Here is a 20,900-nt window from a genome sequence, read left to right as displayed (position 1 = left end):
GTGATGACGGTGCGAGATTGACGAGCAATTGTGTAGCAAAAATGAAGGCCGGCGGCGATGTAGCGTTTTTGTCAGCCCCTCATAATTTCTCCACATTTGGCGGTTATGATGGAGGCATGAAGCCAAGGAGCCAGCCATGCGGTTGACCATCGCCCGCAAGATCGCGCTGGCGGTGACCGCTATCGTCATCCTGTGCGTGGGCACGATGGCGTGGGTGGCCAGCAGTAACCTCAAGCGCGGCTTCGTCGCTTATCTCAACGAGCTTCAGGTTCAGGATTTCGACCAGCTGCGCGAACTGCTGGAGGACCGCTATCGGACCGAGGGCAATTTCGAATGGCTGCGTGGCCAGCCGCGCGCGCTCGGCGATGTGCTGGCGCGGATGACGCCGCGCAGCCAGGTGTTCGAGCCGGATGGCGATGCCCACCGGCCGCGCCGCGAACGCCGCCCGCCGCCGCTGGACGAACGGCCGCCACCGCGAGGCTACGGGCCGCCGCCGGGCGAACCGCCGCAGCGCGAAGATATGCCACGTCGCGCAGGTCCGCCGCAGCGCGCAGGTCCGCCGCAGCGCGCGGAACCGCCGCCCGGCGAAGCGCCGCCGCGCCGCAACGATCCATTGGACTTTGCTTCGCGCATCTCGATCACCGACGCCGAGGGCCGCAGGTTGATCGGCCCTCCCGATCTGCCGCAGGGCGTGGAGCGCGCCATCAAGGTCAATGGCGTGGTGGTCGGCCACATGCGGCTGATGCCCTTGCGGCAGACCGGCGGCGAGGACTCCAGCGCCACCGTCTTCCTGCGCGAGCAGCTGCAATCTATCCTGCTGCTGTCCGTGGTGCTGATCGGCCTTGCGGTGCTGGCGGCGATCTGGCTTGCCCGCCATTTGCTGCGGCCGGTGGCCGCGCTGCGCGACGTCACGGCGCGGCTGGCGCTGGGCGAGTTGAGCGCCCGCGCGCCCTTGCTGTCGCGCGACGAGGTGGCGGAGCTGGCGCTGCACGTCAACGCCATGGCCGAGGCGCTGGAGGAGAGCGAACGCCAGCGCCGCAAGATGCTGGCCGATGTGTCGCACGAATTGCGCACGCCGCTGACGGTGATACGCGGCGAGATCGAGGCGCTGCTGGACGGCATCCGCAAGGCCGACGTCAACGCGCTGCAATCGCTGCATGCCGAGGTGCTGCGCCTGAATAAACTGGTCGATGATCTGCACCAGCTGACGATGGCCGATGCCGGCGACCTGCACTATCATTGGCATGAACTGCACCTCGGCGAGCTGCTGCGGTCCATGCTTGAGCGCTACCAGCCGCGCGCGCAGACCTGCGGATTGGACCTGAGCTGGAGCCTGCCGTCCGCGCCGGTGGTGCTGCAGGGCGATGCCGGCCGCCTGCAGCAGGTGGTCACCAACCTGCTGGAAAACAGCCTGCGCTACACCGACAGCGGCGGTCAGATCGTGGTTGCGCTGAACTGCGCAGGCGGGTTCGCCGAAATCGTGATCGAGGACAGCGCGCCCGGCGTGCCGTCCGCCGTCCTTGGCAGCATCTTCGAACGGCTGTACCGCGTGGATGGCGCCCGTACGCGTGAGCGCGGCGGCAGCGGACTGGGACTGGCAATCTGCAAAGCGCTGGTGGAAGCGCACGGCGGCAGCATAGCTGCCGCGCCATCGGTACTGGGAGGCGTCAAGATGCTGGTGCGCCTGCCGATGAAAACATAGGAAGCAATGACGTGTCCACTATCCTGATCGTTGAAGACGACGCCAAGATCGCCGCGCTGCTGGCGGATTATATGAACGCCGCCGGCTGGCAAACCCGGCTCGTGGCCGACGGCCGCAGCGCGGTCGACGCCATCCGCAACGGCGGCGTGGACCTGGTGCTGCTGGATCTGATGCTGCCGGAGCTGGATGGCATCGGCGTGTGTCGCGAGGTGCGTGCCTTCTCGCAGCTGCCCATCATCATGCTGACCGCGCGGGTGGACGAGATAGACCGCCTGCTGGGCCTCGACAGCGGTGCCGACGACTATGTCTGCAAGCCGTTCAGCCCGCGCGAGGTGGTGGCGCGCGTGCGCGTGCACCTGCGCCACAGCGGCGCGGCGACGCAGGCAACGCCGGCGGTCTCCGGCTCGCCGTTCCAGATCGACCGGGCCGGCATGCGCGTGCTGCACAAGGGCGCCGCGCTGGCGCTCACGCCGCTGGAGTTCCGCCTGCTGGCAGAGTTGATCGATAATCCAAGCCGGGTCTACACGCGCCAGCAACTGCTGGACTTTGCGCACCAGGACCAGCGCGACATCAGCGATCGCACCGTCGATTCGCACATCAAGAACATCCGCCGCAAGCTGCCGGACGCCGAATGCCTGCAATCGGTTTATGGCGTGGGATATCGCTTCGAGCTGCCGCTATAATTGGCGATTCATTTGCAGCCAGGGAGCGCCATGTTAATTCGCCGTTTGCTTTCGTCCGACGCTGCCGCGTTTCAGTCCCTGCGGCTGGCGGGCTTGCGCGCATCGCCATCCGCATTCGGTTCCAGCTACGAGGAGGAATGCGAAATGCCACTCTCCACGACGGAGGCGCGGCTGGCGGCGGATTCGGGTCGCATCGTGTTCGGCGCTTTCGATGGCGATCATCTGGTCGGCATCGTCGGCCTGGCGCGCGAGACGGCGCTCAAGGTTCGTCACAAGGCGTTTGTATATGCCATGTATGTGGCCGAAACGCACCGTGGCCGGGGCATAGGGCGGCGCTTGATGGAGCAGGTGATGGCATGCGCCGCCACCCTGGACGGCGTGCTGCGCATGACGATCTCGGTCACCGCCGGCAATGCGGAGGCAGTCGGCCTGTACGAATCGCTGGGCTTCGTCGAATTCGGCCGCGAGCCGGAATCGATGATCGTCGATGGCCGGTTTTACGATGAAATCATGATGTCGCGCGTGCTCGCCGTCAGGCCGCCAACCGGAACTGACTGACCACCTGATTCAGCTGCCCGGCCTGGTCCTGCATCGCCGCTGCGGCGGCTGCCGCCTGTTCGACCAGTGCCGCATTTTGCTGCGTCACGTGGTCCATCTGGCTGATGGCGATATTGATTTGTTCGATGCCGCCGGTCTGCTCACGGTTGGCCAGCGTGATTTCGGCGACGATGTCGGTCACCTTGCGTACGCTGTCCTGCACCTCGTTCATGGTGCTGCCGGCCAGGTCGACCAGGCGCGCGCCCACCGCCACCTTGTCCACCGAATCGTCGATCAAGGTCTTGATTTCCTTGGCCGCGCCGGCCGAGCGTTGCGCCAGATTGCGTACTTCCGACGCCACCACCGCAAAGCCCCGCCCTTGTTCGCCCGCCCGCGCCGCCTCCACCGCCGCGTTCAGCGCGAGGATGTTGGTCTGGAAGGCGATACCGTCGATGACGCCGATGATGTCGACGATCCTGCGCGACGAGTCGTTGATCGAGTTCATGGTGCCGACCACCTGCGCCACCACGTCGCCACCGCGCTGCGCCACCTGCGTCGCCGACTGCGCCAGCTCGTTGGCCTGTTGCGCGTTGGCGGCGTTCTGCTTGACGGTGCTGGTCAGTTCTTCCATCGAGGCGGCGGTTTCCTCCAGCGAGCTGGCTTGCTGCTCGGTGCGCGAGGACAGGTTCATATTCCCGCTGGCGATTTCCGCCGAAGCCGTGGTGATGGCGCCGGTGCCGCTGCGCACGCGGCCGACGATGCTGGCGAGGTTGTCGTTCATCTTGCCCAGTTCCCCCAGCAGCTGGCCCATTTCGTCGCGCCGCTCATTGCTGATGCGGCAGGTCAGGTCGCCGGAGGCCACGGCGCGCGCCATCTTCAGGGCGTGGCCGATCGGATCGGTGATCGAGCGTGTCACGCGCCAGGCGAAGGCCAGGCCAAGTGCCAGCGCCACCACGCCGAGCCATCCCATCATCTGGCTGGCCGTCGCGATATCGTGCCTGACCAGTTCACCGTTGGAGACGACGACGGATTTTTGCATGTCCGACAGCTGGCGTATGCTGGCCTGCAGCTTGGCCAGCTTGGGCAGCATGTCGGCGCGCAGCGCTGCTTGTGCTTCGTCCCGCTGGCCGCCGGCCAGCATCTTGCCGACCTGCGTGAACGAGGCCACGTAGGCTTTGCGCTGTTCGCGGAGGGTCTGCAGCAGGGCTTTGCCTTCGTCGGTGTAGACCAGGGAGTCGAGCGTTTCGAGCGAGGCGGTGATGATCTTTTTGTTGGCGTCGATCTCGCGGTAGATTTCCGCCGTTCGCGCCGGGTCGGTGGTGGTGAACAGCTCCAGCGTCAGCGCCGCGTTGGCGCGGGTGGTGCTGCCGATCGTGGCCGCCGCATCCGCCTTGACCCAGTCCTTGTCGATGATGACCGCATTGAGTTCGCTGATGCTGTTCAGCCTTTGCAGGCCGACGCCGATCAGCACCGCCATCAATACCAGCACCGCACCAAATGCGACCGCAAGCCGCATACCGATTTTCAGGTTCGAGATATTCATGCATGACTCCATGAGAACACCGGGCGAGGAGTCAGTATAGCGACAATGGTGCGACGCGGCGGAATTGCTAGCGGCGGCTGTTGCGCGGGATGGACGGCCAATATTATTGTGACACTGTTGCCTAAGGCCTCTGCATGCTGGGACGTCTGGCGGTACCCCAGATAGCGAAAGGGCGCCCTCGTGGGGCGCCCTTCAGAATCCGGCTCAGGCGATGGCCGGTGCTGGCTTTATGCGGTGGCGTCGGCGCCCGCTGGTGCTGCCGCGGCTTGCTGCTGCGAGAGCTGGCGGTTGACGGCGCTCAGCACCGCCTTGAACGAGGCCGTGACGATGTTGCTGTCGATGGCGGCGCCAAACAGCGTCGGACCGTTGGACAGGCGCAGTTCGACATAGCAGGCCGCCTTGGCGTTGGCGCCGGAGCCGATCGAATGCTCATGGTAGTCCATCAGTTTGATGTCCAGGCCAAGCGCGTTGACGAAGGCGTCGATAGGGCCGTTGCCGCCGCCTTGCAGCGCCAGTGGCGCCTTGCGGTGGGTGAGGGCGATGTCGATCTGCACCGGCTCGTCGCTGCTGGTGTCTTCCACCATCTTGTGCGCGTTGTAGGCATACGGCGAGTTCTGCTCGAAGTATTCCTTGTTGAAGATGTCGTAGATGCCTTCGGCGGTGATCTCCAGGCCGGTGGAATCGGCCACGGCCTGCACCGCGCGGCTGAACTCAATCTGCAGGCGGCGCGGCAGCACCAGGCCGTAGTCCTGCTCGAGCAAGTAAGCCATGCCGCCCTTGCCGGACTGGCTGTTGACGCGGATGACGGCGTCGTAGCTGCGGCCCAGGTCCTGCGGGTCGATCGGCAGGTAAGGGATCTCCCACAGCGTGCCTTCCTGCTGTTTGGCGAAGCCCTTCTTGATCGCGTCCTGGTGCGAGCCGGAGAAGGCGGTGAACACCAGGTCGCCCACGTATGGATGGCGCGGGTGAACCGGCAGCTGGTTGCACTCCTCGACGCACTTGCGCACTTCGTCGATGTCGGAGAAGTCCAGGCCCGGATGCACGCCTTGCGTGTACAGGTTCAAGGCCAGCGTGACCAGGTCGACGTTGCCGGTGCGTTCGCCGTTGCCGAACAGGCAGCCCTCGACGCGGTCGGCGCCGGCCATCACGGCCATCTCGGCGGAAGCGACGGCGGTGCCGCGGTCGTTGTGCGGGTGGACGCTGATGATCAGCGAATCGCGGCGCGCCAGCTTGCGCGACATCCATTCGATCTGGTCGGCGTAGACGTTGGGGGTGCTGCACTCCACCGTCGACGGCAGGTTGATGATCATCTTGTTGTTCGGAGTCGGTTCCCAGATCGCGGTGACGGCGTCGCAGATATGCTTGGAGAAATCGAGTTCGGTGGTGGAGAACGATTCAGGCGTGTACTCGAAGCCCCATTCGGTCTGCGGGTGCTGCTTGATCAATTCCTTCACCAGCTTGGTGCCGGTGGTGGCGATATTGGTGATCTCTTCGCGCGACATGCCGAACACCACTTTGCGGAACACCGGTGCCACCGAGTTATACAGGTGGACGATGGCGCGCTTGGCGCCGGCCGCCGATTCCACGGTGCGGCGGATCAGTTCATCGCGCGACTGGGTCAGCACGATGATGGTGACGTCGTCGGGAATGCGGTTTTCCTCGACCAGCTTGCGCACGAAGTCGAAGTCGGTCTGCGAGGCGGAAGGGAAGCCCACTTCGATTTCCTTGAGGCCGATCTTCACCAGCAGTTCGAAGAAGCGCAGTTTTTTCTCGGCGCTCATCGGTTCGATCAGGGCCTGGTTGCCGTCGCGCAGATCGGTGCTCATCCAGATCGGCGGTTTGGAGATGACGTTGTTCGGCCACTGGCGGTCGGACAATTGGACAGGTGGGAAGGCGCGGTACTTCGCTGCTGGGTTCTGCAACATCATGGGGTACTCCTGGGTCTCAAATGGGGAAATGCGGATGCCACGGTTCGACGAATCGGTCTGGCGCTCTGTTGTGGCGAAGGGCTGCCGCGCGGCCACGGGATACTAGGCTCGGCAACCGATCGGTAGTTTTAGCAGTAGCGACAAGGCTGGGAACATCGGTGCAAACTTTCCTGGGATTTGTAGACAGGTGCGGCTTGTGGCCGGCACGGGGTACAGCTGGAACGCGGATTAGGCGCGTGCTAGTAGGCGCGCTGCCAGCGATAGGGCGCTGGTAGGCGATAGCAGGAAAGCGGATAGGTGCAGATGCGAGGTCATGGCCTTTAATGTACGAGATCGACGGCGTCGCTGTCAAGGAAATTTGACCTTGTTACAATGATTGCGTGGGGTTGTGGTGTTTTTGTTATGATCTGCGCGGAGGGGGGCATGGAAAAACTTATCGAGGCGGTGATGCCGGTGCTGATGTCGCGCGACGTCGCCGCATCGCTGGCGTTCTATGAAAAGCTGGGGTTCGTCGAGGTGTTCCGGGACCAGGCGGACAGCCCAAGGTATGCAGCCGTGGCGCGCGACGGCGTGGAACTCCATCTTCAGTGGCAGGACCGGTCGCATTGGGATCATGTGCTCGACCGCCCGGTCTATCGCTTTTATGTGAGGGACGTGGACAGGGCGTATGCCGAATTCTCGCGCAGCGGCGCAATCCCGGCATCGGACTCCAGCCCCTGGTGGCAGCCGGGCGATACGCCATGGGGAACCAGGGAGTTCCATGTTCGTGACCTGGACGGCAACGGTCTTCAGTTCTATCGGGCAGTGTGACGAGCCGCGTTGAAACCGCAGCAGTTATACTATCGCCCTGTAAAAATTTAAGTTCGGGATATGTCGAGAGAGAAGAAGTCGGAGGAAGCGCCGCGCGTGCCGCGCCTGCCGCCAACCAGGCAGGAATCGGAGTCCGCCTGGACCGCGGACCCTGCGGTTCAAAAGCAGGCGCGCGAGCGCAGGGATGCGCAGGTTCGCGGCGTCACATCGATCCATGAAATGCGCGAGGCGATCAAGCGCGTCTCGCGCGGACTGCCGGCGATGTCCGAAGTGCCGCGCATGCGGACGCTCGATGCCTCAGCTTTCCGCGAGCGCGCTGCGGAAGGCTTGCCGTTCCTGATGACTGGCCTGGTCGACCGTTGGCCGCTGTCCGCGCTCACCCCGCAGACGCTGCGCGACCATTACAGCCACCTGCCGGTGCGTGCGCGTGTGGGCGACTATATCAACACGGCTTTCGCGCCCGACCGGGCGATGCGGGATATGTCGATGCTGGAGTACCTGGAGCTGGTGGCCGCCGGCACGCACGACTTGCCGCCGTATCTGGGCAATCTCGAACTGCGTGAGCTGAACCGGCTCTGTCACTGGCCCACGTACTTCGACAAAATGGGCCCGCCGCGCTTCTGGCTCGGCCCTGCTGGCACGGTGACGCCGCTGCACTGCGACTACGACGACAATATCTTCGCGCAGATCTGGGGCACCAAACGCATCTTCCTGGCGCCGCCGCATCACGACGAGTTCCTGTACCCGAACGAGGCGAATGCCATCCTGTTTGGATCGCCGTTCGATCCGGAAGCGCCGGATTTCGAGAAGTTCCCCCTTGCGCGCCAGGCCGCCACGGTCGAAGTCATCGTCAATCCGGGCGATATGCTGTACGTGCCGGCCGGCTGGTACCACCAGGTGCGCGCGCTGACGTTTTCGCTTTCCTCGAACCGCTGGTCGCGGTCCATGCCGTTTGCGTTGAAAGGCGATCCGTCCCTGCTTACTGTGGAAGCCTGATGCGCGCCTGTTCGACCATGTGATCGATAAAGCGGCCGACGCGCGGGCTTTGCAGTTCCCACGCGTGCCAATGCAGCTGGACGGTCGGCCGGTCCGCCGGCATCAGGTCGACCAGCGCGCCGTCCGCCAGCATATCTTCCCATTGCAGCTCGGGGCAGATGCCGTAGCCCAAGCCACCCTGTATGCAATCGAGCAGGCTTTGCACCGAAGGCACGGTCATCAACGGGAACTCGCCGGCGGCCACTGCGAACCTGCTGGCGAGGTAATTGGTGTGCAGTGTGTCGGAGCTGCCGAAGGTGATGGCCGGCGCCCGCAGCACGGCGTCGCGGCTCATCCCGTGCGGGAAGTAGCGCGCCGCGAAGGCCGGCGTGGCGATGCAGCGATAGCGCATCTCGCCCAGGCGCGTGCTGGTGCAGCCGCTGGCGGGATGTTCGACACTGGTTACGCAACCGAGTACGTCGCCGTTCTTCAACAAGCCCAGTGTGTGCGCCTCGTCGTCGACCTTCAGCTGCAGCAGCAGGCGTTCCGTTATCAGGACCTGCGTCACCGCCGGGATGAACCAGGTGTGGAGCGAGTCGTTGTTGATGGCGATCGGCAGTTCGACCAGCCGTTCGCGATCGTCGCCCTGCAAATCGTCCTGCAGTTCCTGTTCCAGCAGGGCGACCTGGCGCGCGTGGCGCAACAGGCGCATGCCGGTGCTGGTGGCGATCGCCGGCGAGCTGCGCACCACCAGCGTCTGGCCCATGCGCTCCTCCAGCTGGCGTATCCGTTGGGAGACCGCCGACGGCGTGATGAACAGCTTACCCGCAGCGCGTTCAAAGCTGCCCGTATCGATCACGGCGGTGAGGGCGGCGAACAGTTTGTAGTCCTGCATAAGAATTTCTTATCATTCCTGAAATTGATTAATTTTACTGCATACGCGCGGGCGGCTACAGTCTCTGTTTTTGAGGAGGCAATCGATGGCTGAAATGGCGATTACCCTGTTCCAGGGCCGCGTGGCGGATCACAACAACCTGGCGATACCGGGTGCGAAGTCGATCGCGCGCCTGCTGGCCGAACAACTGGGGCTTGGCATCACCGTGGTCGGCGCGCGTGCGCCGGCGCTCGGTGCGGCATGGCGGACGGAATTGAACGAGGCCATGCCTGGCCTGCACGCGTTGGCCGCGCAGTTGGTCGAGGTGTTCGCGTGCGGAGCGAGGCCTTTGAGTGCGACCAGCCGCTGCGCCGCCTCGCTGGCGACCTTGCCGGTGGTGGCGCGCTATCGCCCGGATGCCTGCGTGGTGTGGTTCGACGCGCATGCCGACCTGAATACGCCGTCCACCACGGGCAGCGGGTACCTGGGGGGCATGGCGCTCTCCGGGCCGGCGGGGTTGTGGGAATCCGGCTTGGGTGCGGGCCTGGCGCTGTCCAATGTCGTGCTGGTGGGCCAGCGCGACCTCGATCCGGCGGAGGTGACGTTGATCGCATCGGGCGCGGTGGTGCATGTGGCGCCGGGGCCGGAGCTGGCCGAGCGGCTGCGCGCGGCCGTCGGCGGGCGTGCCGTCTACATGCATCTCGATTGCGATGTGCTCGATCCCGGCATTGTGCCGACCGATTATGTGAGTGAAAACGGATTGTCGCTGGAGGACTTGCACGCCGCCTGCGCGGTGCTGGCGGAATCGGAGGTGATCGGCCTAGAGATCGCGGAGTTCCAGGATGCGTGGGAGGAGGGCGGCGAGCCGGTGTCCCCGGCCCACCTGATCGACGCCCTGTCGCCTGTAGTGGCGGCGCTGCGATAGGCGTTAAGGCTTGCCGGCTTTGCTGACGTAGCGTCGTTCGCCGGTGGCGGCGTCGTACAGGACTTCCATCGCCTCGCCGGACTCCGGGTCAATGAACTGTTCGCCGGTTGGTTGCCAGTTGCCGCCGGTGGCCGGCGGCGGTTGATAGCGCCAGCGCTCGAACAGCACCGCCACCGTGAGGATGCCGCCCCAGATCGCCGCCGGCATTGCCCCGGGATGGCCGGTCGCCAGGGCGATGGCGCCGCCTGCGCCAATCAGCAAGGCGATGGCGAGTACCGCGTTGCGCAACATGTCAGGCTTTCTCGACCACGACGACCGTGCCGTAGGCGACGATCTCGCTCATGGTCTGGCCGATTTCGGAAGAGTCGAAGCGCATCATGACGACGGCGTTGCCGCCCATCTGCTGCGCGTTCTTGATCATGCGGTCCAGCGCATGGCGGCGCGTCTCCTCCAGCAGCGCGGTATATTCCAGGATCTCGCCGCCGAAGATGGAGCGCAGGCCGGCCATCAGGTTGCCCGCCAAGCCGCGGCTGCGCACAACGACGCCGAACACCTGCCCCTTCACTTCCAGTACCCGATAACCTGTGACGTTTTCTGTAGTGGTGACCAGCATGATCTTCCTTCGGTGGTTGATGATGGATCTACTTTAGCGCAGATCGCGGCGGATGCCACGGCAATCGTCGACGGCTTTCACCGGAATGCTATTCAATTCAGCTCCAGGCTGCGGGACAGGTGGCCGAACACCGTCGAGACGCGCCGCAGATGGCGCGATTCGGCGTGGGTGAGCAGCCACAGCTCGGTTTGCGCTTCGTCCAGTGTGCTGCCCAGTTGGGCGAGGTCGCTGCGTTGTCGAGCCAGGAACAGCGGCAGTATGCCGACGCCCAGTCCCAGCGCCACCATCTCGGCCACGCTCAGGATGCTGTTGACGCGGAATTGCGGCGTCACCTTCGGATGATGTTTTTTGCGCCAGACGACCGATGGATGCTCGGGCAGCGCGTCGTCCGGCGCGATCCAAGGTGCCTTGGCGGCATTGGATTTCTTCCATTTCCCGCCGCGCGCGGCGAACAGCGCCACGCGGATCGGGCCGATGTGTTTTCCGACCAGGTGCGCCGGTGGCCGGTTGGTGGCGCGCACTGCGATGTCGGCCTCGTGGCGGCTCAGGTCCGCCAGTCTGTTGCCGGTGTCGAGCTCGTAGGACAGCAGCGGATGGCTGGCCTGCAGATCGCGCAGTGCCGGCGCGACCAGCGCGTGCAGTATCGTGTCGGTGCTGGTGATGCGTACCGTGCCCGCCACCTGGTCGGGGCTTTGAAGTGCCGCCGAACGCGCCGCGTCCAGTTGCGCTTCCACCAGTTCACCGTGCCGCGCCAGCGATTGCGCCAGTTCCGACGGCTGATATCCCAGGCGCGAACGCTCGAACAGGCGCGTGCCCAGGCCTTTCTCCATCCGCTGCACCGAACGGAACACGGTGGACGGATCGACCGCAAGCAGTTCGCCGGCATCCGCCAGCGTGCCGCCGCGTACCAGCGCGAGGATGATTTCCAGATCCTGCGAATTCAGTCTGTATTGCGGTTTTGCATAGCTCATCTGCGTGATCGCATATTTTCATTGCGGATTTGAAATCGTATATTAACCCCATCGACTTTCGGAGAGGAGTAAAAAATGGATACGGTCCTGGTCAGCCATCCCTTGTGCCCTTATGTGCAGAGGGCGGCGATAGTGCTGGCCGAGAAGGGCGTGCCGTACGAACGGCGCGACATCGACCTGGCGGCAAAGCCGGATTGGTTCCTGGCCGTTTCGCCGCTGGGGAAGACGCCGGTGCTGCTGACTGGCGGCGCGGCGTTGTTCGAATCGGCGGTGATCTGCGAGTATCTGGACGAGACGCATGCCCCGCGCCTGCATCCGTCGGACGCCTTGCTGCGCGCGCAGCAGCGTTCCTGGATGGAGTTCGGATCGGCGCTATTGAATCTGATCGGCGGATTTTATAACGCTGCCGACCAGCAGGCGCTGGCCGCCAAGGCCGCTGAGATCCATGCGCGCTTCGAGCAGGTGGAGGCCGCGCTGGGGGAAGGGCCTTACTTCATGGGCGGGCAATTCGGCATGGTCGACGCGGTCTTCGGTCCGGTGTTCCGCTATCTCGACGTGTTCGACACGATCGCGGATTTCGGCATGCTGGCCGGGCTGCCGCGCACTATCGCATGGCGCGCCGCGCTCGCCGAGCGGCCGTCTGTGCGGCAGGCCGTGTCGGCGGCTTATCCCGACCTGCTGCGCGCCTTCCTGAAGCGCGGCTCAGCGTTGTCGGCCCGGATGGTGGGGTGATCAGGCCAGAAGCGTCTCTACATCGTATGCGCCAGCACGAAGGAGAAGATATCGGCCGATAGCGCGTTGCCGGCTTTCCGGTTATTGCTGAAATGGCCGGCGTCGTAATCGACCCGCAGCAGCACCTGCTTGCCGCTGGCGCTGGCGGCCTGCAGCCGGGCGGCGAATTTACCCGGCAGCCAAGGCTCGACCCGCAAGTCGTTGGCGCCGGTGATGATCAGCGCCGCCGGATAGCGCACGCCGTCGCGCACCGCGTGGTAGGAGTCCATCGCCAGCAGGGCCTTGAACTCCTCCTCTTTTTTGATGGTACCGAATTCGGCGTCGTTGCCGGGGCCATTGCTGGTCAGTTCGAAGCGCACGGTGTTGAATACACCCACCTCGCCGATGACGGCGGAAAAAAGATCGGGCCGTTCCGTGATGGCGCGGCCAGCCACGATGCCGCCCGCCGACGTGCCCCACAAGGCGATGTGTCCCTTGCCGGTCCAGCCCAGCCGGGCCAGGTGTTCGGCGCTGTCGATGACGTCGCGCCACGAATTGGCCTTGGTCGATTTCATGCCAGCCCTCGCCCTGTTCACCGCCGCCGCGCACGTGCGCGTAGACCATGACGCCGCCGGCATCGAGGAAGGCCAGTGTGCGTGGCTGGTAGCCCGGATCCAATATCACACCATAGGCGCCGTAAGCGATCAGCAGCAGCGGATTGCGGCCGTTTAAACGCGTACCCTTGCGGTGCAGGATCTCCAGTGCGATGCTGGCGCCATCGCGCGCGGGCGCGTGTATCCGGGTGGTGACGAAGTCGCCGGTCTTGAACGAAGGCGGGCGCACAAAAGCCACCTGTCGCACCGCGAGCTGTTCGCCTTCGACGCGGAACGATTCCGCCGGCCAGGTCAGTTCGTCCATGTGGAACCATGCACCGTCCTCGTCGACGGCGGAGGCAATGCTCCAGACGGCGCCGGTGCGCGTCAGCCGCACGCGCTCGACGCGGTCCTGATAGTCGATGCGGCGCAAGCCTCCCACGCCTTCCGCGATGTCGTGCACGTAGACGCCATCGCGCGCGGCGGTGATGAAGTCGATGACCTGGTCAGATGCCGGCAGCACCACCTTGCCGCTATCGAAGTCGCCACTGCCGGCGTCGATTTTGACGACTTCGCCCTTGTCCTTGCGGCCGTGGGCCAGGATGTAGACGCTGTCGCCGCGCAGCACCGCGTGCTGCACGCCGGCCGCACGTCCGGCCAGTTTGCGCCACTGCGGGCGGCCGGCCAGCAGGTTCTCGGCGCGGGCGATGTAGAGCTGTGCGACGTCAAGGCCGTTCAGCAGATGGCGGCCCAGCACCCAGTCGCTGCCGGCCGCGCCGTCCACGTACGGGGCATCGTCTTCCATCGTTTCGAAGTCCGGGCCCTCGCCGGAACCGAACACTTTCAGGTCGCTGGCCGGATCGGTGCCCAGCCGGTGCAGCCAGCAGGCGCCGCCTACGCCGAAGTCCGGCGCGCCGGGGACAGCGTCTGCGCGTACGCGATAGGAGAAGAAGCCGGTGCCGTCGGCGGTCCAGCCGGCGCCGCGCGACATCACGTGCGTGATCGCTTCCGACCTGCCGCTGGCGACGTCGCAGATATACAGCGTGCTTTGCTCGGAACCGCCTTCCGAGACACCGTAGGCGACGTGGCTGCCGGTGGGCGATGGCATGTGCCAGTCCAGCGCGCGCGTGGGCGCGCCAGCCGCGGCGCCGGCGGAGGGATCGAGCAGCAGGCGGTTGGCGTCGTCCGGTGTGTCGCGCACGAACAGCTGCATGCTGTTGGCGCCCGCCGGCCGCATCAGCAGGAACAGTTTGCCGCCGGCCGGCGTGACCAGGGCCAGTTGGTCAAGGTCGCCGGTGTAGTGCTCGATCCTGCGGGCCATGGCGGTGCGCGGCGGCAGGCGGTCCAGCTGGCGCCGCGCATAGTCGCCCTGGGCCTTGAGCCAGGCGTTCCAGCGCTCGCTGCGCGGCCGGGCTTCCATCCAGCGGTAGGGATCGACGAGTTCCGTGCCGAAGTAGCTGTCGGTGACCGGCTCCACCGGCGCGACCGGCGGGCCGCCGGCCGGACGTTTTGCGGACGGCGCGATAGCCCAGACGGGGGCTGCGCAGGTGGCGAGAGAGACGGCAAGCCATTGACGGCGCGAGATGCGGTTGCTCATGCGGTGCTCCTGTGGACGGAGGGCGGGGAGCGCTATATTACCATTTTGATATGGGGCCGCCGTCCCGGCCCCGCAGTGTCAGGCGCCTACCGTCACGCGCGGCGCGCCTTCGGCCATGCGGCCAATGACGGCGGCTTCGCCGAAGCCTTCGCGGCGGAACAGGGCCAGCACCTCGTCGACGCTGGCGGCGTCGCACGACACCAGCAGGCCTCCCGAGGTTTGCGGATCGGTCAGCAGCATGTGCTGCGCCTGCGATACCGATGGCGACAGGTCGACATCCTTGCCGTAGGCATCCCAGTTGCGGCCCGAGGCGCCGGTGAAGTAGCCGTCGTGCGCCAGCTGCTCTACGCCGGGCAGCAGCGGGATCTTGGCCATTTCCAGATGGGCAGCCAGCTTGGCGCCGCGCGCCAGTTCCAGCAGGTGGCCCAGCAGGCCGAAGCCGGTGACGTCGGTCAGCGCGTGCACGCCGGCCATTTCCGACAGCGCCTTGCCAGGCTTATTGAGCTTGGTGGTGTTGGCGATCATGGCCTGGTAGCCGTCGGCGTCGAGCTTGTCCTTCTTCAGCGCGGCGGACAGCACACCCACGCCCAGCGGCTTGCCCAGCACCAGCACGTCGCCGGCTTTGGCGTCGGCGTTGCGTTTCACTTTGGATGGATGGATCAGGCCCAGTACCACCAGGCCGTAGATAGGTTCGACCGAGTCGATGGTGTGGCCGCCGGCGATGGGGATGCCGGCTTCGGCGCAAATCGATTCGCCGCCCTTGATGATCTGGCCGATGGTCTCCAGCGGCAGTTTGTTCACCGGCATGCCGACCAGTGCCAGCGCCATGATCGGCGTGCCGCCCATGGCGTAGACGTCGGAGATGGCGTTGGTGGCGGCGATGCGGCCGAAGTCGAAGGCGTCGTCGACGATGGGCATGAAGAAGTCGGTGGTGGCGATCAGCGCCTGCTCGTTATTGAGTTTGTAGACGGCGGCGTCGTCGGCGGTCTCGATGCCGACCATCAGCTCCTTCGGCACCGGGAAGCCGGACGAATTCTTCAGGATCTCGGACAGCACGCCCGGCGCGATCTTGCAGCCGCAGCCGCCGCCGTGGGAGAAGGAGGTCAGTTTGATAGCATCATTGTTCATTTTTCATTCCTTGTTTAGCTGTGTTTAGCCTTGTGCAGCAGATTATCCACCAACTCCAGCAAAGCTGCCTGCTCGGCCGCCGGTGCGAATAAAGGGCGCCGCGCGTCGCATTGGGTGCGCAGCAGCTTGTAGAAGTCCGGTTCGGCCAGCGCGCGGTCGATCAGCCGCGCCAGCGCGGCGGCGTCGCCGGCCGGGAAATAGCCGGCGTAGTCGTCGCCCAGCATGCCGCGGTTGCCGCTGATGTCGCTGGCCAGCACCGGCACCCCGCTGCAAACCGCTTCGATGATGACGTTGGCGCCGCCCTCCATGTGCGAGGTGATCGCCATCAGGTGGCTGCGCTTGAGGCGCTGCCGCGTGGCCGCGTGGGGCAGCGCGCCCAGCCAGCGGTAGCGCGGATGGGCGGCCGCCGTCGCCAGTGCCGCTTGTTCCAGCGCCGGTTCCAGCGCGCCGCCGACGTGGACCAGGCGCGCCTTGGGCGCAGTGACCAGCGCGGCGGCGCGCATGAAAGTCAGTGGATCTTTTTCGGCACGCAGGTGGCCGACCATGACGATGTCCAGATGACGTTTGTTCGCAGGCTCCGCAGACCGCAGCGTGGCCGCCGACTGGAAGATCACGCTGGCCTTGGCGCGCAGTGGCGCGGGCAGGGCGTCCATGCCGGCCGGCTGCAGCAGCACCAGCGCGCTGGCCTGGCGCAGCGCCTGCTGGGCGCTGGCGTCGGTCTGGATGTCGCGATACAGGTCGGTCCCCGTCAGCAGCAGGATGGACGGCTGCTGCGGGAAGGCGCGCGCGTAGGCGTCGAGCGACGGCGCGGAGCGGCGCGCATGCAGGGCGATCAGCAGGTCGGGCGCGGCGTGCTGGCCGGTGTCGGGCCACTGTTGCGAAATCGATACCCGATAGCGCGTGCGCAGAAAACGCGCCCAGCGGCTGGCGCTCTGCCAGTTGCCGTTGTTGGCGCGTGCGGAGGCGGGACTGACGATCCAGATGTGGGGTGCGCTCACTGGTGTTTTGGCTAAAATTCGTTACAATCGGCTCATGACTTCAAGCCCAACTTCGTTCAGGACCGCGACGCCGCAGCAGATGGCGCAGGCGCTGCGGCATGCGCGGGATTATACGCTGATGCTGTTCGACTGCTTTGCAGCGGCCGGCATGGACGCGCCGGCGCGGGTGCCGCAACTGCGCATCGTTAATCCGCCCTTGTGGGAGCTGGGCCATATCGCCTGGTTCGCCGAATGGTTCATCCTGCGCGAGGCCGCCTCCAGCCATCCGGCCGACGCCAACGGCAACTGCCTGCTGAGCAAAGGCGACGACTGGTTCGATTCGGCGATGGTGCCGCACCGCGCCCGCTGGACCCTGGACCTGCCCAGCACCGGCGCGCTGAAGACCTACTGCCACGAAGTGCTGGACCGCGTGCTCGACAAGCTGTCGCGCGAACCCAATGACGATGCGGCGCTGTATCCGTACCGCTTGGCATTGGCGCACGAGGACATGCACGGCGAAGCGTTGCTCTACACCTTGCAGACCCTGGGCCTGACGGCGCCGGAGCAGGCGGCGCATAACGGGCATCCGCTGTTTTCGCCGTCGGAAATCGGCTTCCCCGGCGGGACCATCCAGCTGGGCAGCGCCGAGGGCGCAGGCTTCGTGTTCGACAACGAGCGCCAGGCGCACAGCTTCCGCGTGGCGCCGTTCTCCATCGACAGCACGCTGGTGACCAACGCGCAGTATGCCGATTTCGTCGGCGACGGCGGCTACGACAACCGCCAGTTCTGGAGCAGCGCCGGCGCCGACTGGCTGATGCGTCAGGAGCGTTCGGCGCCGCGCTACTGGCAGCGCGACGGCGGCCAATGGCGCACTGTGCGTTTCGGCCAGCCATCGACCTTGGCGGGCGCCGAGCCGGTGCGCCACCTGAACCTGTATGAGGCGCAGGCTTACTGCGCCTGGGCGGGGCGCCGGCTGCCGACCGAAACGGAGTGGGAGTATGCCGCGCAGTCCGGCCATCCGGCGTTCCGCTGGGGCCAGCTGTGGGAGTGGACGGCGTCGCCGTTCGAGCCTTATCCCGGCTTCACGGCGGACCGCTACCGCGAATATTCGGAGCCGTGGTTCTCCACGCACCAGACCTTGCGCGGCGCGTCGTTCGCGACGCCGCAGCGTTTTGTCTCGGCCAGGTTCCGCAACTTCTTCCTGCCCGAACGCGACGACATCTTTGTCGGATTCCGCACCTGCGCCTGGCCCGGATAGTTCAACAATTAGAAGGCTTTTTTACGGGGGCTCTGCTATTCTTTTCTTTTCCCAGAAAAGAGCCCACCCCATGAAACTCAAGCATCTCCTGATCTCCGCCACTGTCCTGAGCACCCTGGGCGTGGCCGCGCCGTCGTTTGCCGACGGCGGCAAAGTGGTGGCGATCCGCGCAGGTAAGCTGGTCGATGTCGTCGCCGGCACGGTGCTCGAGGATCAGACCATCGTCATCACCGGCGAGCGCATTACCTCGGTGGGGCCGAGCGCCTCGGCCAAGGTGCCGGCCGGTGCGCAGCTGATTGACCTGTCGTCGCAGACCGTGCTGCCAGGCCTGATCGACATGCACACCCATTTGACTGGCGACCCTTACCTGGGCGGCTACAACGCGCTGGGCGTGTCCGACACCCGCGCGGCGCTGTACGGCGTGCGCGCCGCGCGCAAGACGCTGGAGGCGGGCTTCACCACCGTGCGCAACGTCGGCGCCGGCGGCTTTGGCGACGTGGCGCTGCGCGACGCCATCAACGACGGCGATTTTATCGGCCCGCGCATGCGCACCGCCGGTTACGCCATCGGCATCCAGGGCGGCCACTGTGACGAGAACCTGCTGCCTGCCGAGATGAAGTTCACCAGCCGCGGCGTGGCCGACGGCCCGTGGGAGGCGCGCGCCAAGGTGCGCGAGATGGCCAAGTACGGCGCCGACGTGATCAAGATCTGTGCGTCGGGCGGCGTGCTGTCCAAGGGCGACGAGCCGGGCGCGCAGCAGTACACGCTGGAAGAGATGCAGGCCATCGTCGGCGAGGCGCATAAGCTGGGCCGCAAGGTGGCCGCGCACGCGCACGGCACCAGCAGCATTCGCGATGCGATCCTGGCCGGCGTCGATTCGATCGAGCACGCAAGCCTGATCGATGACGAGGGCATCAAGCTGGCGCGCGAGAAGGGCACGTACCTGGTGATGGATATCTACAACGACGACTTCATCCTGCAGGAAGGCGAGAAGGCCGGCATGCTGCCGGAATCGATCGCCAAGGAGAAGGTGATCGGCCAGCTCCAGCGCGACAACTTCCGCAAGGCCTTCACCGGCGGCGCGAAGATGGCCTTCGGCACCGATGCCGGCGTTTATCCGCACGGCGACAACGCCAGGCAGTTCGCCTACATGATCAAGTACGGCATGACATCGATGCAGGCGATCCAGGCGGCCACCATTAACGCGGCCGACCTGCTGGGCTGGAAGGACCGCGTAGGCTCGCTCACGGCCGGCAAGTTCGCCGACATCATCGCCGTCAAAGGCGATCCGGCGGAAAACGCGACGGAACTGACCAAGGTGACCTTCGTGATGAAGGGCGGCGAAGTAATCCGCAAGTAAGTCGTTTCAAAAAGCGCGCAGCGTCGTTGTGGCGTCTAGCTGCGCATTTTGAAACAACTTACAAATAAAGGCCTGCCGGGTCATCCCGCTGGCTCGCGGGGCCATGCTGTTGTGGTGCGGATGGTATAGGGACGGGGTTGTTTTTCTATATACTTTTCGCTTTCAGACAGTGCACTGCGAGCCAGTATGCGTTTTCCAAATTTCCCCCGCCATCTGGCCTTGTTGGCGCTGGCCGCCGCGTTGACCGCCTGCGGTGGCGGCTCCGGTTCATCCAGCCCCACCACGGGCACCACCGCCGCCACCACCTTCATCGGCACCGCGCCCGACACCACCAGCGTCATTGACGTCGACACGACGCGGAGGGTGGTCATTTTGCCCGGCGGCGCAGCGTTGAAAGGTATGAGCGACGCGATAGTGATCGGCGACCATATCGTGGTGCGCTCTTTCTCCGACTCGACCGTCGTCGTCAACGGCAACCAGGTGCATCCGCGTACCCGATTGAGTGTGCTGGACAAGGATGGCGCGATGCTTTCCTCTACCGACTACGGCTTCACGCTGGCAGCTGGCTACACCGGCGAGTGGCAGATGCTGCCGTCGCCGGACGGCTTTGTGATGCTCCAGTCGGGGCCGGGCACCAAGCTGCTGCACTTTGACGCGCAGGCCAAGCAGATCGACGACACAATCGACCTGTATCCACCGGTTGCATCGACATCGACCACCGAGCTGGCCTCGGCGGAGAGCAGCGGTGTGGTGGATGGTAACGGCTTCTGGCTGGTCACCAGCTTTTCCCTGCTGCCGATCACCGACAAAACGCAGTACTTGCTCAAGCTTTGCAAGTTCGATTTCAACGGCCGGCAGTTGACGCCTCCGTTCGAGATATCGACATCGGCCCTGCATCCGCACGTGGCGGCGTCGGACGGCGCGGTGCTGTCCACCTGGCTGGAGAATGGCGGGGCCATGGTCGCCATATGGCCGAAAGGGCTGGGCGCCCCGGTCCTGCATTCGCTGGGCACCAGCGGCGCGCTGCCTTATCCGATTGCGCTGGACGACAGCGGCAAACTGGGCGTGCTCTGGAACGGCAAGGCCACGCTCTCCAGCCCCGGCGGCGTGATGGGCGTGGCGCTGGATAAATCCGGCGTGGCGGTGCTGCCGGCTGGCCGCACCGACCTGGGACAAGAGACCTTGTCCAGCCACTGGCTTGGCAGCGGCCGTTCGCCCGACCTGGATGCGCATCTCTACAAGGGCAGCCTGCTGCTGGCCGACGTGGTGGTCGGCTCTTATAAAGTCGGCGATCCGGTGGGCGATGTGTTGGTGCTGGCCGACTACGGTGTCGGCACGGCGGCGATGTCGGCGCAGAAGTCGACCTTCTCGCGTCTCAAACTCACCGGCCCTTACGCCGAGTTGGGTGGGACTGCGGTGATACGGCAAATGATATTTGCCGATCGTGCCTTGCTGTTGATCGGTGACGAGAACCACCTTCAGGCCCTGCGCATCACCCGCAGCTGAGCGGTTGGGGCGGAGGTTGGCGCGGTTTGTTGACACGGTTGACAAGCTATGCGATGCTCGAAGCATGATGCTGACTACTCGCCAATTCTCGAAACGCACGATTATTGCCGCCATTATTCCGATGGCGGGTTAGCTTTTTATTGTCGAAGAAGCCCGCCCCGGAGGCGGGTTCTCTTTTTGGAACGTCGCCTTTGGGGTTTTAAACCCAG

Annotated in this window: 19 protein-coding genes and 1 pseudogene; 10 read left to right on the top strand and 10 right to left on the bottom strand. The window is 65.2% G+C overall.

What is annotated here, in order from left to right:
- Positions 1–136 precede the first annotated feature (136 nt).
- Genes ACEN9O_RS29360 through ACEN9O_RS29350 form a run of 3 tightly spaced genes read left to right on the top strand, consistent with a single transcriptional unit; the run spans position 137 to position 2,943 of the window.
- On the top strand, positions 137–1,702 hold the full coding sequence (locus tag ACEN9O_RS29360) for an ATP-binding protein (protein ID WP_495615308.1): 1,566 nt from the start codon (positions 137–139) through the stop codon (positions 1,700–1,702).
- Positions 1,703–1,713: 11 nt separating this feature from the next.
- Entirely contained in the window at positions 1,714–2,385 is a 672-nt protein-coding gene (locus ACEN9O_RS29355; protein WP_495615307.1) for a response regulator, read from the top strand.
- A gap of 30 nt (positions 2,386–2,415) precedes the next feature.
- Positions 2,416–2,943 carry a GNAT family N-acetyltransferase gene (locus ACEN9O_RS29350; RefSeq protein ID WP_495615306.1) on the top strand — a complete coding sequence of 176 codons (528 nt, stop codon included), beginning with the start codon at positions 2,416–2,418 and terminating at the stop codon, positions 2,941–2,943.
- Here the strand turns inward: ACEN9O_RS29350 and ACEN9O_RS29345 are convergent.
- A complete protein-coding gene (locus ACEN9O_RS29345) occupies positions 2,918–4,465 on the bottom strand; it encodes a methyl-accepting chemotaxis protein (protein WP_495615305.1) in 1,548 nt (515 codons plus the stop codon). The two genes, ACEN9O_RS29350 and ACEN9O_RS29345, sit on opposite strands and share 26 nt — an antisense overlap.
- 227 nt (positions 4,466–4,692) lie before the next feature.
- Positions 4,693–6,393 (bottom strand): 2-isopropylmalate synthase, encoded by a 1,701-nt coding sequence (leuA, locus tag ACEN9O_RS29340; RefSeq protein ID WP_495615304.1) that lies wholly within the window; start codon positions 6,391–6,393, stop codon positions 4,693–4,695.
- Positions 6,394–6,816: 423 nt separating this feature from the next.
- On the opposite strand from leuA, the gene ACEN9O_RS29335 reads away from it, so the two are divergent.
- A complete protein-coding gene (locus tag ACEN9O_RS29335; protein WP_495615303.1) occupies positions 6,817–7,203 on the top strand; it encodes a DUF8817 family protein in 387 nt (128 codons plus the stop codon).
- 60 nt (positions 7,204–7,263) lie between these two features.
- Positions 7,264–8,199: a cupin-like domain-containing protein gene (locus ACEN9O_RS29330; RefSeq protein ID WP_495615302.1), complete on the top strand. Its 936-nt coding sequence runs from the start codon at positions 7,264–7,266 to the stop codon at positions 8,197–8,199.
- Here the strand turns inward: ACEN9O_RS29330 and ACEN9O_RS29325 are convergent.
- Positions 8,183–9,073, bottom strand: coding sequence for a LysR family transcriptional regulator ArgP (locus ACEN9O_RS29325; RefSeq protein ID WP_495615301.1), 891 nt, complete (start codon positions 9,071–9,073; stop codon positions 8,183–8,185). The genes ACEN9O_RS29330 and ACEN9O_RS29325 overlap by 17 nt on opposite strands.
- A gap of 85 nt (positions 9,074–9,158) precedes the next feature.
- Here ACEN9O_RS29325 and ACEN9O_RS29320 point away from each other — a divergent pair, with 85 nt between their 5' ends.
- Positions 9,159–9,977, top strand: coding sequence for an arginase family protein (locus tag ACEN9O_RS29320; protein WP_495615300.1), 819 nt, complete (start codon positions 9,159–9,161; stop codon positions 9,975–9,977).
- A 3-nt stretch (positions 9,978–9,980) separates the two neighbouring features.
- Here the strand turns inward: ACEN9O_RS29320 and ACEN9O_RS29315 are convergent, their stop codons facing one another.
- The 3 genes from ACEN9O_RS29315 to ACEN9O_RS29305 form a co-directional block, all read right to left on the bottom strand.
- Complete coding sequence (locus ACEN9O_RS29315) at positions 9,981–10,268, bottom strand: hypothetical protein (protein WP_495615299.1); 288 nt, start codon at positions 10,266–10,268, stop codon at positions 9,981–9,983.
- A 1-nt stretch (position 10,269) separates the two neighbouring features.
- Positions 10,270–10,590: a heavy metal-binding domain-containing protein gene (locus ACEN9O_RS29310; protein ID WP_495615298.1), complete on the bottom strand. Its 321-nt coding sequence runs from the start codon at positions 10,588–10,590 to the stop codon at positions 10,270–10,272.
- Between the two features lie 92 nt (positions 10,591–10,682).
- Complete coding sequence (locus ACEN9O_RS29305; RefSeq protein WP_495615297.1) at positions 10,683–11,561, bottom strand: LysR family transcriptional regulator; 879 nt, start codon at positions 11,559–11,561, stop codon at positions 10,683–10,685.
- Between the two features lie 75 nt (positions 11,562–11,636).
- On the opposite strand from ACEN9O_RS29305, the gene ACEN9O_RS29300 reads away from it, so the two are divergent.
- The gene (locus ACEN9O_RS29300; RefSeq protein WP_495615296.1) at positions 11,637–12,293 is read left to right on the top strand and encodes a glutathione S-transferase family protein; all 657 of its coding nucleotides are present in this window, start codon (positions 11,637–11,639) and stop codon (positions 12,291–12,293) included.
- Positions 12,294–12,310: 17 nt separating this feature from the next.
- Here the strand turns inward: ACEN9O_RS29300 and ACEN9O_RS29295 are convergent, their stop codons facing one another.
- The 4 genes and pseudogenes from ACEN9O_RS29295 to senB all read right to left on the bottom strand — a co-directional run bounded on the left by ACEN9O_RS29295 (position 12,311) and on the right by senB (position 16,588).
- On the bottom strand, positions 12,311–12,847 hold the full coding sequence (locus ACEN9O_RS29295; protein ID WP_495615295.1) for a prolyl oligopeptidase family serine peptidase: 537 nt from the start codon (positions 12,845–12,847) through the stop codon (positions 12,311–12,313).
- A 313-nt stretch (positions 12,848–13,160) separates the two neighbouring features.
- Positions 13,161–14,462: pseudogene (locus tag ACEN9O_RS29290) on the bottom strand (prolyl oligopeptidase family protein); the annotation flags it as partial.
- Positions 14,463–14,540: 78 nt separating this feature from the next.
- Positions 14,541–15,590, bottom strand: coding sequence for a selenide, water dikinase SelD (selD, locus tag ACEN9O_RS29285; RefSeq protein WP_495615294.1), 1,050 nt, complete (start codon positions 15,588–15,590; stop codon positions 14,541–14,543).
- A 14-nt stretch (positions 15,591–15,604) separates the two neighbouring features.
- Complete coding sequence (gene senB / locus ACEN9O_RS29280; RefSeq protein ID WP_495615293.1) at positions 15,605–16,588, bottom strand: selenoneine biosynthesis selenosugar synthase SenB; 984 nt, start codon at positions 16,586–16,588, stop codon at positions 15,605–15,607.
- A gap of 34 nt (positions 16,589–16,622) precedes the next feature.
- Between senB and senA the strand changes: the two genes are divergently transcribed.
- The 3 genes from senA (at position 16,623) to ACEN9O_RS29265 (ending at position 20,691) form a co-directional block, all read left to right on the top strand.
- The gene (gene senA / locus ACEN9O_RS29275; RefSeq protein ID WP_495615292.1) at positions 16,623–17,825 is read left to right on the top strand and encodes a selenoneine synthase SenA; all 1,203 of its coding nucleotides are present in this window, start codon (positions 16,623–16,625) and stop codon (positions 17,823–17,825) included.
- A gap of 70 nt (positions 17,826–17,895) precedes the next feature.
- Positions 17,896–19,185, top strand: a complete 1,290-nt coding sequence (locus ACEN9O_RS29270; protein ID WP_495615291.1) for a Xaa-Pro dipeptidase — start codon at positions 17,896–17,898, stop codon at positions 19,183–19,185.
- A gap of 186 nt (positions 19,186–19,371) precedes the next feature.
- Entirely contained in the window at positions 19,372–20,691 is a 1,320-nt protein-coding gene (locus tag ACEN9O_RS29265) for a hypothetical protein (RefSeq protein ID WP_495615290.1), read from the top strand.
- Positions 20,692–20,900 lie beyond the last annotated feature (209 nt).

Source organism: Duganella sp. Dugasp78 (assembly GCF_059491455.1).
The sequence above is the reverse complement of the archived record's forward strand: the minus strand, read 5'-3'. Positions and strand labels throughout refer to the sequence as shown.

Excerpts from the sequence above, each read along its gene's own strand:
- ACEN9O_RS29360 (WP_495615308.1), top strand. The coding sequence starts at position 137 with ATGCGGTTGACCATCGCCCGCAAGATCGCGCTGGCGGTGACCGCTATC.
- ACEN9O_RS29350 (WP_495615306.1), top strand. The coding sequence starts at position 2,416 with ATGTTAATTCGCCGTTTGCTTTCGTCCGACGCTGCCGCGTTTCAGTCC.
- ACEN9O_RS29345 (WP_495615305.1), bottom strand. The coding sequence starts at position 4,465 with ATGAATATCTCGAACCTGAAAATCGGTATGCGGCTTGCGGTCGCATTT.
- leuA (WP_495615304.1), bottom strand. The coding sequence starts at position 6,393 with ATGATGTTGCAGAACCCAGCAGCGAAGTACCGCGCCTTCCCACCTGTC.
- ACEN9O_RS29335 (WP_495615303.1), top strand. The coding sequence starts at position 6,817 with ATGGAAAAACTTATCGAGGCGGTGATGCCGGTGCTGATGTCGCGCGAC.
- ACEN9O_RS29330 (WP_495615302.1), top strand. The coding sequence starts at position 7,264 with ATGTCGAGAGAGAAGAAGTCGGAGGAAGCGCCGCGCGTGCCGCGCCTG.
- ACEN9O_RS29325 (WP_495615301.1), bottom strand. The coding sequence starts at position 9,073 with ATGCAGGACTACAAACTGTTCGCCGCCCTCACCGCCGTGATCGATACG.
- ACEN9O_RS29320 (WP_495615300.1), top strand. The coding sequence starts at position 9,159 with ATGGCTGAAATGGCGATTACCCTGTTCCAGGGCCGCGTGGCGGATCAC.
- ACEN9O_RS29315 (WP_495615299.1), bottom strand. The coding sequence starts at position 10,268 with ATGTTGCGCAACGCGGTACTCGCCATCGCCTTGCTGATTGGCGCAGGC.
- ACEN9O_RS29310 (WP_495615298.1), bottom strand. The coding sequence starts at position 10,590 with ATGCTGGTCACCACTACAGAAAACGTCACAGGTTATCGGGTACTGGAA.
- ACEN9O_RS29305 (WP_495615297.1), bottom strand. The coding sequence starts at position 11,561 with ATGAGCTATGCAAAACCGCAATACAGACTGAATTCGCAGGATCTGGAA.
- ACEN9O_RS29300 (WP_495615296.1), top strand. The coding sequence starts at position 11,637 with ATGGATACGGTCCTGGTCAGCCATCCCTTGTGCCCTTATGTGCAGAGG.
- ACEN9O_RS29295 (WP_495615295.1), bottom strand. The coding sequence starts at position 12,847 with ATGAAATCGACCAAGGCCAATTCGTGGCGCGACGTCATCGACAGCGCC.
- selD (WP_495615294.1), bottom strand. The coding sequence starts at position 15,590 with ATGAACAATGATGCTATCAAACTGACCTCCTTCTCCCACGGCGGCGGC.
- senA (WP_495615292.1), top strand. The coding sequence starts at position 16,623 with ATGACTTCAAGCCCAACTTCGTTCAGGACCGCGACGCCGCAGCAGATG.
- ACEN9O_RS29270 (WP_495615291.1), top strand. The coding sequence starts at position 17,896 with ATGAAACTCAAGCATCTCCTGATCTCCGCCACTGTCCTGAGCACCCTG.
- ACEN9O_RS29265 (WP_495615290.1), top strand. The coding sequence starts at position 19,372 with ATGCGTTTTCCAAATTTCCCCCGCCATCTGGCCTTGTTGGCGCTGGCC.